We start from the raw sequence: 11,273 nt of genomic DNA, 5'->3' as shown, positions 1-11,273 counted from the left end.
TAATTATTCTTTATTTTTATAATGGTTAAAATAAATAAAATTAGGTTATAAAATGATAATTGTTAAAGGTTTAAATTTTAGTTATAAAGAAAAACAAATTCTTCATGATTTGAATTTTAAGATCAATCCAGGGACATGGGTTTCTATAATAGGCGATAATGGTTCAGGCAAGTCTACTTTAGTTAAAATTTTAATCAGTTTATTGCAATATCAAAAAGGACAAATTATGATCAACGGTTTAGAGTTGAATGAAAATAATTTATCTGATATTCGTCCTCTTATGGGGATTGTTTTTCAAAACCCTGATTATCAATTTATCGGATTCGATGTACGAAGCGATATCGCTTTCGGTCTAGAAAACCAAAATTTACCAAGAGAAGAAATGCAACAAAAAATTTTTGAGGTTTCTCGTTCTTTAGGTATTTATGATTTATTAGACAAAAAACCTCAAGAACTATCTGGCGGTCAAAAACAAAAAGTCGCTATTGCTTCTGTTTTAGCTCTGGAACCAGAAATTATTATTTTTGACGAACCAACGGCTTTTTTAGATCCTCAAGGAGTTAAAGAGATTCATAATATTATCAAAAACATTCATCAACAAAAAAATAAGATTTTAATCACTATCACACATGATTTATCTTTTGCTTTGCAAAGCGATGAGATTATTATTTTAGAAAAAGGTCATCTATTAAAACATGATAAACCAGCAAATTTTATTAAAGAACCTTCTTTTTTGGAAAAATATTTTGTTAATTTGCCCTTATCTTTGAAACTTTATTATGAATTATTAAAAAAAGATGAAAATTTATCTCATGAAAAAACAGAATCTTTGCAAAAAATAAAGGAAATCTTATGGCAATACAGTTTAAAAATGTAAGTTATTATTATGACAAAACAAAAACACATGCTATCAAAGATATTAATTTAAAAATTAACGAAAATAATGAATTTATCGCGTTAATTGGTCAAATTGGTTCGGGAAAATCTACTTTAGTTCAATTGATGAACGGTTTATTAACACCTTCAGAAGGTGAAATAGAAGTTTTTGGGCAAAAAATAAATCTCAAAACGCCTGAAAAACGTTTAGCTTCTTTGAGAAGTAAAATTGGCTTAGTTTTTCAATTCCCTGAATATCAACTTTTTGAAACAACTGTTTTAAAAGATGTGATGTTTGCGCTTAAACATTTGAAAATAAATAATAATACTTCAGAAAAGAAAGCTATTTCTGTTTTAAAAAGGTTAGGCATTGAAGAAGATTTATTTATTTCTTCTCCTTTTAAATTATCTGGCGGACAACAAAGAAAAGTGGCTATTGCTGGCATTTTAGTTATGGATCCTGCTATTTTAGTTTTAGATGAACCTACGAGAGGTTTAGATGTCAAAAGTCAAATTGAAATTATGAATTTTTTTCAAGAATTATTTCAAATAGAAAAAAAAACCATTATTTTTATCACTCATAATATAGATTTAGTATCAGAATACGCCAATAGAGTGATTTTTTTAGAAAAAGGTCAAATTATGTTTGATGGTTCTAAAGAAGACTTTTTTATGAATGAAAAATTCAATAAATTTGAAGCTTATAAACCGCAAACTTTCCAACTGGCGCATTTTTTAGAAAAAGAATTGAACATCCCCTTTATTCCTGTTTATTCTTTTGAAGAAATGTTGAAATATTTAAAAAAATTTTATAAAGGAAATAATAGTTTAGATGATTAATTCCGATTTACAACAAAAATCTGATTTAAAGAAAAAATCTTTTTTATATAGCATTAATCCAGCGATTAAAATCATCGCTATCATTGCGTTTTTTAAAGTTATTTTTAGTTTAGATGTCTCTTTTTTTTCCAAAGAAACAAACCTATTAGAAAAAGCTTTATTTTTCGGACCTTTCGTTTTTCTAATTTTGTTTTTATTTTTTTTGTTAATGCATCTGAATTTTTCTGTCGTTAAAATGTTAAAACGTATTTCTCATTTGAAATTTCTTATTGTATTAAGTTTAATTTTTCATATTTCTTTAAAAGAAGAAGTCGGAAGAGACATTTCTTTTCAAGTGTGGAATATTTACTTAATGTTGTTCAGTTTAGGGGTTTTTTATTTCGTTTTTAAAAAGATCTTTCCGAAAAATATTTATTCTTTTTTGTTTGTTATCTTTTTCTTGGCAATGCCTTTTCTTACTTCTCATTTGAACTTGTTGAAAACACATCGAATACCTTTTATACAGGAAGATTATACGGTTCAATTATTTTTGAAAAAAACAGATTTCTTAAAAATTATTTTAATATTTATTAGGATTTTATTGATTTTAACCGTTATAACTTTATTTAACGAAACCACTTCTTTTATGGAAATAAATGATGGTTTGGAAATCGTTTTAAAACCTTTGAAAAAACTAAAATTTCCTTTAGAATTTTTTTCCATCATGATATCTTTGATTTTCATGTTTATTCCTTTTTTAATGGAAGAAACTAAAAAGATTATTAAAGCGCAAATGTCTAGAGGTTTGGATTTATATACTAAAAATTTATTTAAAAAGATTTATAATTTATTATCTTTATTAATTCCTATTTTTGTGATATCTTTTCAAAAATCTTTAGTTTTAGCTAATGCTATGGAAGCGCGTGGATATGTTTTAGGTGAAAAACGTACTAAATTAAACCATTATCAAATGACAAAAAAAGATTATCTTTTTTTAATAACTATTTTATCATTTTTTATATGGAGTTTTTTTTTAAAAAAAGGGAAAAAATATTTTTTTATTTTATGATTTATTATAAAATAAAAGAGAGGTTTTTGATTTGAAAAAATTTACTTATAAATTGGTTTTAAGTTATGATGGCACTAATTATCACGGATATCAAAAACAACCCAAATTGATCACAATTCAGTCCGTTTTAGAAAATGTTTTTTTTCGTCTTACAAAACAAAAAATTATAACTTACTCCGCTAGTCGCACTGATAAAGGGGTTCATGCTGAAGGTCAAGTAGTTCATTTTTATACTTCTTTTTTAATTGATAATTATTTTTTCCAAAAAGCTTTAAATAAAGCCTTGCCTAAAGATATTAAGGTCGTGGAACTCTCTTTAGTGTATGATGCTTTTCGCGCTCGTTATCATACTAAATCCAAAATTTATAAGTATTTTTTTTCTAAAAAAGAATTAACACCTTTTAATAACCGTTTTCAAACTTATTTTGAATCTTTGGATTTTACCTTAATTAAAAAAGCATTATCTTTAATTAAAGGCGAACATGATTTTGTTTTATTTACCAACAATAAAGACGAAAAAAAATCCACTGTTAAAATCATTTATGACGCTTTTTTAGAAGAAACCGAAGATCAATATATTTTGGTTTTTCACGGTAAAGGTTTTTTAAAACATATGATTCTTTTTTTAGTAGGTTTTTTAATTGGGATCGGGCAGAAAAAAAAGACTTTATTAGACTTGGAAAATATGTTAAACTTAACATATGATAAACAATTTTCTTATTTAGCTCCTCCTTGTGGTCTTGTTTTAATAAAAATTTTTTATTAAAAAGGTGGTTTGATATGTTTATTTCTTTTGAAGGTGGCGAAGGAACTGGTAAAACCACTCTCGCAAATACTTTATTTAAAAAAATGATTCAAAAACATACAGTTATTTTTACTAAAGAACCGGGAGGTTGTGAAACTAATCTTCCTATAAGAAATCTTTTATTCAGTTCTGATAATAAAATAGACGTTCGTACGGAAGCTTTATTATACGCAGCCGATAGAGCAGAACATTTAGATAAAGTTATTTTACCAGCTTTAAAAAAAGGTCAAATAGTGATTTGCGATCGTTATATAGATTCTTCTTTGGCTTATCAAGGTTATGCTAGAGAGTTAGGTGAAGAATTTGTTAAAAAAATTAATGTTATTGCATTGAAAACGATGCCTGATATTACTTTTTATTTAGATTTAGATCCACAAATAGGACTTCAAAGAATAAAAGACAAAAGAGAAGATAAAAGAGAATATTTTGATTTACAAACTTTATCTTTTCATCAAAAAGTTAGGCGAGGTTTTTTAAATTTGCATAAACAATTTCCTCAGAGAATTTTTAAAATTGATGCTAACCAACCTTTGGAAGAAATACAATCCATCATTGAAACAGAAATACAAAGATTGTTTAAAATAAAATTATGAATAAAAAACAACGTTTATTGGAAAAATTTAAATTTATTATTGAACAAAAAAAATTATCTCATCTTTATTTAATAGAAGGCAGTGAAGAAGAAACTAGACATGAATTTATGTTGGAATTAGTTCGTGACTTTTTACAAACTTCTCCTTTTGACCCTCAATTAGAAAATTTAATTAAAAATTTTTCGTATCCTAATTTTTATCATTTAAGTTATAAAAAAAATAATTCCATTAAAAAAGAACAAATTTTGGAAATGCAAAATTATTTCAACCAAACTTCTTTGTTTCAACAAAAAAAAGTTTATGTTATTGAAGGCATTGAACATCTTCATGTTAAAGCAGCTAACAGTTTACTTTATTTTTTAGAAAACCCTATTAGTGAGAATATTTTAGGTATTTTATTAACTAACAATCGTGATCTTGTCCTGCCTACTATTCTTTCACGTACACAAGTTTTTTCGTTAGATAATATGACGGAAGACGAAGAAGAAAAAAAAGTTTCGCCAGAAATTAATACAGGCGCAGTTTTAGATGACGTTTTAATCAGTTTATTAAATCGTTTTCACAACGGAACGGAAGATGTTTTAAAAAATAATTATTATTTAGAATTTAAACAATTCTTTTTATTGTTTTTAGATAATTTTAAAAAAAAGAATGATTTTGTTTATTTATTCGTAGAAGCTAAGCCTTTAACTGAAGATAAATTGTTTGTTAGCGATTTTTTAAAAGTTATAATGCAATTTTTCTTAGATTTATATTATAAAAAAAATAATTTATTTTTTATTTTTCCTATAGAATTATTAGAAAAAACTTTTTTTGATGAATTATCTTTAGAACATATTAATAAATATTTAGAGATTTTGGAGCAAATAGAGCAAAAGAATGTTTTTTTAAATGCTAATTTTTGTTTTATGACTTTATTGTTAGAAATAGAAAAACAAAAGGAGTTTTTAAATTTAACTTAAAATTTAAAAATTATTAAAATATGGTAATAATACAAAAAACCTTTATCGAACCGAAACCAACTTTATATTTGGTTTCTACTCCTATCGGCAATATGTCAGATTTAACCTTTCGTGCGTTAGAAATTTTAAAAAAAGTTGATTATATTTTGGCGGAAGATACCAGAAGAGCTCATAAAATATTAGAATTTTATCAATTTAAAAACAATTTGCTTTCTTTGCATCAATATAACGAAAAGCAAAGGGTGCAAAAGATTTTATCTTTTTTAGAGGGTGGCAAACAAATAGCTTTAATTAGTGATGCGGGCACTCCTTTAATTAGTGATCCGGGTTTATTGTTAGTGCAAGAAGTTAAAAAAGCAGGTTTTTATGTTACTTCTGTGCCAGGACCGGCGGCTTTTTTGTCCTCCTTTAGTATTTCTTCTTTTGACATTCCGTTTTTATTTTTAGGTTTTTTACCTAAAAACAAAAAAGCTAAAACAGAAATGTTATTAAAACACCGTTTTTTTGAAGGATCTTTAATTATCTATGAATCTCCTTTCAGAATTAAAGACACTTTACAAATAGTTCAAATGCATTATCCTCAACGTAATGTTTCTTTATCGAGGGAATTAACAAAAAAATTTGAAACCATTATTAATGGTGATATTGATAGTGTTTTGCTAGAAGAGTTGAAAACTAAAGGAGAATATGTTTTAGTCATTGAAGGCAATAAAAAGTCTTTTTCTTATCAAGATTTTTCTTTAGACGAACATATTATGTTTTTTTTGCAACAAGGTTTTTCTGAAAAAGAGTCTTTTTCTAAAGTTGCTAAAGCGAGAAATATTTCTAAAAAAGAGATTTATCAAAAATATAAAATTCAAAAAGATAATGTATAAAAAAGGAGATTTATTGTTTATATGCCAGTTAAAAAAAAGAAGTTTTACATTTCTACTTCTATTGCTTACGCCTCAGGCATTCCGCATATCGGTAATGTCTATGAAATGATTTTGTCCGACTCAATAGCACGCTTTAAAAAAATGGATCATTATGATGTTTATTTCCAAACAGGAACCGATGAACACGGTCAAAAGATTGAAAAAAAAGCTTCTCAAGAAAAAATAAATACTCAAGAATATGTAGATCATATTTCTTCTGAAATTAAAAGAATTTATGATTCCGTAGGGGTGAATTATGATCATTTCGTGAGAACTACCAATGATTCTCATAAAAAAACAGTTCAAGCGATTGTTAATAAACTATTAAAAAAAGGCGATATTTACTTAGGAACTTATGAAGGTTGGTATTCTGTCGTTGAAGAGAGTTATATAGCAGAAAAAGACTTAATCGACGGTAAAACTGCTAGTGGTGAAACACCAGTTTGGTCAAAAGAAGAAGTCTACTTTTTTCAATTATCGAAATATCAAGAGCGATTATTAACTTATTTAAATGATAATCCTCATTTGATTTTGCCGAAAGAAAGAAGAAAAGAAATTTTAAATTTGTTAAAAGAAGATTTAACTGATTTATCTATTTCTAGGACTTCTTTTAAATGGGGCATTCCTTTAAGTTTTGACCCTAACCATGTGGTTTATGTTTGGGTTGACGCTTTAAGCAATTATATTACCGGTTTAGGTTTTCAACTGTCTGAAGACGGACAAATCTTGCCTAATGAACAATTTTTAAAATATTGGCCTTGTGATCTGCATGTTATCGGGAAAGATATTAGCAGATTTCATTTGATTTATTGGCCTATTTTATTGATGGCTTTAGAAATCCCTCTACCAAAAAAATTTTTAATTCATCCTTGGATTTTATTCAATAACGATAAAATTTCCAAATCGACTAATAATGTGGTTTATATAGATGATTTGTTAAAGTTTTTTTCTGTTGATGCTATTAGATATTTTGTTTTACACGAAATACCTTATGTTTCTGATGGAACTTTAAGTTATGAACTTTTATTAGAAAGATATAACGCTGATCTTGTGAACACGATAGGAAACTTGTTAAGCCGTACTTTAGGCATGATTAAATCTTACTGTAATGCTCAATTAACCAAAACAGCGACAGAAAAAAAAGATGACTTTAATTTGCCTCAAAAAGCGATTGATACTGTGAAGTTGGTTAAAAAAGCAATGGATTCTTATCGAGTGGCGGAAGCGATTGAACATATCATTCAATTAGCTCGTTATTCTAATAAATATGTGGATATTGTTGAACCGTGGAAAATTTTTAAAGAGAAAAATAACTCAGCCAAATTAGATGTTTTTTTATATAATTTAGTTGAAACTTTACGTTTTATAGGCGTTTTATTAAAACCTTTTTTGCCTGAAACATCTGAATCAATTTTAAAACAAATTAAAGCAGAAGAAGAAACTTTTGAAAGTTTAGAAGAATTCGGCATCACTCAAACCAAAGAATTACAACCCGTAGAAAAATTGTTTGAACGACTTGATAAGATTGATTTATAAATAAAATTCGTCTTTTCGGGTAAATAATTATTTTTCAAAAAACCACTTGAACCCCTTTTAAAGAAAAAAATACTTCAAATAAATAATTATTTGAAGTATTTTTTATAATTGATAAAATATTAATTTTTAATTAGGCATAAATATTAACAGATGTGTTATAATTTATTTGGTTGATTTCATTAAATTGTTATCATTTTTATAAACCTTTTTTTGGTTGATTTTTTTTAACGGTTAAAAAGTTTTTACCTAAATGAACCGTCCCACTTATAGTAATGATTTTCGTCAAAGTTTTTTGGTTAATTGTGCTTTTCGGTTAAAATGTTTCATATATAAAAAGACCCATCCCACTTACCGTAAACTTATGAAAAAATTGTGGAACCAAAAAAGTACTCGCGCCGTTTGGAAACGAAGCAAGAAAATGTATATCAATTTATTGATAAAATTTTTATTTTTCAAAAATAAAATTATTTTTACAAAATAATAAAAAATGAAATCATCCAAAATCATTCTAACATAAAAAAATACCAAAATTAATAATTTTATTTTAGTTAAAAAGATTAATAATTAAACCCAAAAAGCATAATAATGAAATTAACAATTATAATATGATAGAGATAATCCCTTTTAGAGATATTTATGTTTCTATTTTTTTTAAAAAAAAACATCCTCAAAGTATTTATTAATGCAAATGAGGATGGTTTTTTTGTTTATTTAACTCGTTTTAATCACTTTTAAAGGCTTTTTTTATCTTTTCTTGAAGTTTATTAAACTCGTCCCCATTTATTTCTTTTTTTAAAATATTGTTTAGAGCGTGAAAAAAACAATAACCATCGACTAGAGTGTCATTGTATTCCTCAATATAAAAATGTGAATTATTTATGTTTTTCATTTGGCAGACAATTTGCTCCTCGAATTTAGTTGTCGCACTATATTCTTCATTATGAAAATTATTTTTAGCATTTTTAACCATATGTTTTTCAATTTTTAAAAAAATATTTTTTTCTAATTGTTTGCTGATCCAATCGATTGTTCCTTGGATTAAAGTCAAACAAGCGGTGTTCAAGCACCCTTGCAAAGTTTTATCAATAAATTCAATCATTTCTTTCGCATCAGGAATGAAAATAATGGGATAAGTTTCTTGTTTGTTATAGTTTTTCATAAATTCTTCAAGCCCTAAAAGAGGCAATAATTTTATATTTGTGAAGTTTTGGATTTTTTCTTGCTTTAAATTGTTTACTTTTTCATCGTAATATTTTTTGATATTCGAAAAAGAATTATCTTGTAAATTAGCGGATTGGCGATGAGCAGTATTGTTGTAAGGATGTTCGTTGTGAGGGGATATTTTGATGATAAAGAATAAAGCGAATAAAAAGCCCATTGCAATGAAAAAATGATATAAATATTTTTTTATCGTTTTCGTAATCTCCACTTTTTATTAATTTGAATAATTATTTTTTTGATAAATAAAAAAGATTTCTTAATTCATCTTTTCAAGAAATAAAAAACCATTTGATTGATGTTTTATAATTTATTTTATCAGGAAAGTTATTTCTTTGGAGAAGCTTTATCTTTATCATATTTTTATTTTTGGCAAATCAGGTATATTATTTTCCTCTTTTTTGGCTGTAGTTTGCTTTTGATTAAAAACAGATATATTTTAAGGGGAGAAAATAATGGATAACTGGAAGCGAATGAAAATATAATATTATTTAAAAAAATATTATTCTTACTTTTATTATAAAACAAAAATATCTTTTTATTAAAGAAAAACAAGAACCATTGATTTTCTTTTTGAATAAATATTTATTTTTATTTTCCTCCTTTTTATAGTCTTTTTTATAAGAATTACTAATTTATTGATAATATTTTAAACTCTGTTTTGATGGATATTTTGGCGTTTCACTTGCAAAAAAAAGATATAATGAGATTATATATAATTAAATGAAAAGAGAGATAAACAAATGTCATCAAATCAGCCCCCTCCCCTTATAATAAACCGCCTAAAAAGGAAGGCAACTTGTTATTAATTAGGATAATTGTTTTTGCCGTTATTGCAGTGTTAATAATTGGTTCGATAATTGCAGCTCAAAAAGGTTCAGACGATAAATTTTTTAGTTTCAATATCGGACCAGGAAACGAAGAGTCAAATAAAACAACAGAAACATCGAAAAATACACAAACAGTAATAGTAAACGTTGATTTAGGAGCTTTATACAATATGCCAGATAGTTATTAAACAACATATTCAACAAAAAATTGATATCAATTTTGACGCAGAAGTTACTCATACACCAAGTTATAATTCCAATAAATATAGCAAACACAAGATAAATTCACCTATTGAAAATCCTGCTGATAATATAAAAGCAGTTTATTTTGATGGTGGCGAAAGAGAACCTTCTTTTGGCAACGGTCAATTTAAATCGGAACAATTAAAAAAAATGGGCAATAGGTCGACAAAAATTTATATATTCAAATCGTTGAGTTCTAATAGACATGAAATTGTTTTGGACACATTTCGAAGGAGATGTTGCTTTCTGAAGACGAATGACTAATTATATTCAAAAAAATATTAATACTAACTATCCAGCTCAATTTAATGTGGGAGACCTGAAAAAAAATTAAAATATTTTATTAAAAGTCCTCTTTCAGGCGTTAAAGGTGTTTATTTTGCTGAAGTCACAAGACCTCAACAAAAAACTATTATACTTTAGAAGAATTGATTGCAAATACTACTGGTTCGCTTAATAATATTTATATTTTTAAAGAAAAAAAGATTAACATTCAAGAAATAGTTATCCCCCAAGGGAGCCATTCAAATATTCAAAAAGTTATCGAATTATACATTAAAAACAATATTGATTTCAATTTTGTTGGAGAAGTAAGCGATTATTCATGTTATAATTCTAATTATTATAGTTCAAAATTTAGATAGCAAAATAGCTTATAGACGTTGATACCTTAGATGTTTTAAGTGTTTATTTTGACGGAGGAACGAGAAAAAAAGACTTTATTATCCAGAATGCACTTTAAATCAATTAAAACATAAATCTATGAATTCTCCGATTAAAAACTCTAATGACAATATAAAAGCTATTTATTTTGATGGAGGCAAAAGAAAAAAATAATCTCAGTTTACCCAATATAATTTAGAAGATTCAAAAACAATGGGTAATGGAGTTAATAAAATTTATATTTTCAAAGCCGTTCAAAAACCATTCACTATTTTTCATGTTAATATCGGAACAATTGGTGACGCAACTTAAAATATTCGAGATTTTATTAAGGTAAAAATAAATCCCGACTTTATCGGTTCTGTTTCAGAAACTTCAAGTTATAACACTGATAGTGTTTTTTTATCAAAAAAAATTAATACTCCGATTCAAAATCCTGATAAATATACCAAAGAAGTTTATTTTGATGGAGGAAAGAGATTGAAAACTTTTTAGGATCCCACTATATTTTGGAGGAATTGAAGCAAATGGAAGATGGCGTTAAAGCGATGTATATTTTTCATAATGATTCAGCCGAATTAAAGGCATTCCAACTGGTCTCTGTTCAAGTGTTCCCTATTGAACAAAAGCCGAAAGAAATTAAAAAAATACTCAAACCATATGCAATTGACGAAGCAATCGAATCGAAAGAACAAAAGCAAGAACAAAAAGAACCTAAAAAAACAATATAATTATAATTAATTTT

General features: G+C 26.2%; 12 protein-coding genes. 11 read left to right on the top strand and 1 reads right to left on the bottom strand.

Features of this window, described 5'->3' with window-relative positions; genetic code table 11:
• Positions 1 to 52 precede the first annotated feature (52 nt).
• Genes ON17_RS01300 through metG form a run of 8 tightly spaced genes read left to right on the top strand, consistent with a single transcriptional unit; the run spans position 53 to position 7,574 of the window.
• Positions 53 to 877 carry an energy-coupling factor transporter ATPase gene (locus tag ON17_RS01300; protein ID WP_017191686.1) on the top strand — a complete coding sequence of 275 codons (825 nt, stop codon included), beginning with the start codon at positions 53 to 55 and terminating at the stop codon, positions 875 to 877.
• Entirely contained in the window at positions 853 to 1,716 is an 864-nt protein-coding gene (locus ON17_RS01295) for an ATP-binding cassette domain-containing protein (protein WP_017191685.1), read from the top strand. Before ON17_RS01300 ends, ON17_RS01295 begins: the two co-directional genes overlap by 25 nt.
• Positions 1,709 to 2,764 (top strand): energy-coupling factor transporter transmembrane component T family protein, encoded by a 1,056-nt coding sequence (locus ON17_RS01290; RefSeq protein WP_017191684.1) that lies wholly within the window; start codon positions 1,709 to 1,711, stop codon positions 2,762 to 2,764. Before ON17_RS01295 ends, ON17_RS01290 begins: the two co-directional genes overlap by 8 nt.
• Before the next feature lie 31 nt (positions 2,765 to 2,795).
• On the top strand, positions 2,796 to 3,530 hold the full coding sequence (gene truA, locus ON17_RS01285) for a tRNA pseudouridine(38-40) synthase TruA (protein WP_017191683.1): 735 nt from the start codon (positions 2,796 to 2,798) through the stop codon (positions 3,528 to 3,530).
• A 14-nt stretch (positions 3,531 to 3,544) separates the two neighbouring features.
• Positions 3,545 to 4,162, top strand: a complete 618-nt coding sequence (gene tmk / locus ON17_RS01280) for a dTMP kinase (protein WP_017191682.1) — start codon at positions 3,545 to 3,547, stop codon at positions 4,160 to 4,162.
• The gene (locus ON17_RS01275; RefSeq protein ID WP_017191681.1) at positions 4,159 to 5,124 is read left to right on the top strand and encodes a hypothetical protein; all 966 of its coding nucleotides are present in this window, start codon (positions 4,159 to 4,161) and stop codon (positions 5,122 to 5,124) included. The genes tmk and ON17_RS01275 overlap by 4 nt, the downstream gene beginning before the upstream one ends.
• A gap of 20 nt (positions 5,125 to 5,144) precedes the next feature.
• Positions 5,145 to 5,999 (top strand): 16S rRNA (cytidine(1402)-2'-O)-methyltransferase, encoded by an 855-nt coding sequence (gene rsmI / locus ON17_RS01270; RefSeq protein ID WP_017191680.1) that lies wholly within the window; start codon positions 5,145 to 5,147, stop codon positions 5,997 to 5,999.
• A gap of 21 nt (positions 6,000 to 6,020) precedes the next feature.
• Positions 6,021 to 7,574: a methionine--tRNA ligase gene (gene metG / locus ON17_RS01265; RefSeq protein ID WP_017191679.1), complete on the top strand. Its 1,554-nt coding sequence runs from the start codon at positions 6,021 to 6,023 to the stop codon at positions 7,572 to 7,574.
• 721 nt (positions 7,575 to 8,295) lie between these two features.
• On the opposite strand, the gene ON17_RS01255 is transcribed toward metG, so the two are convergent.
• Positions 8,296 to 9,003 (bottom strand): hypothetical protein, encoded by a 708-nt coding sequence (locus ON17_RS01255; protein WP_261974245.1) that lies wholly within the window; start codon positions 9,001 to 9,003, stop codon positions 8,296 to 8,298.
• A 588-nt stretch (positions 9,004 to 9,591) separates the two neighbouring features.
• Between ON17_RS01255 and ON17_RS01250 the strand changes: the two genes are divergently transcribed.
• From ON17_RS01250 to ON17_RS01240, 3 genes are all read left to right on the top strand, one after another.
• Positions 9,592 to 9,810 (top strand): hypothetical protein, encoded by a 219-nt coding sequence (locus ON17_RS01250; RefSeq protein WP_017191676.1) that lies wholly within the window; start codon positions 9,592 to 9,594, stop codon positions 9,808 to 9,810.
• Between the two features lie 483 nt (positions 9,811 to 10,293).
• A complete protein-coding gene (locus ON17_RS01245) occupies positions 10,294 to 10,509 on the top strand; it encodes a hypothetical protein (RefSeq protein WP_017191675.1) in 216 nt (71 codons plus the stop codon).
• Between the two features lie 528 nt (positions 10,510 to 11,037).
• Positions 11,038 to 11,259 (top strand): hypothetical protein, encoded by a 222-nt coding sequence (locus ON17_RS01240; RefSeq protein ID WP_152411660.1) that lies wholly within the window; start codon positions 11,038 to 11,040, stop codon positions 11,257 to 11,259.
• The last annotated feature ends 14 nt before the right edge of the window (positions 11,260 to 11,273 follow it).

The organism is Poinsettia branch-inducing phytoplasma str. JR1, assembly GCF_000309465.1.
GTDB lineage: Bacteria > Bacillota_I > Bacilli_A > Acholeplasmatales > Acholeplasmataceae > Phytoplasma > Phytoplasma pruni.
This window is presented reverse-complemented; position numbering and strand designations above follow the sequence as displayed.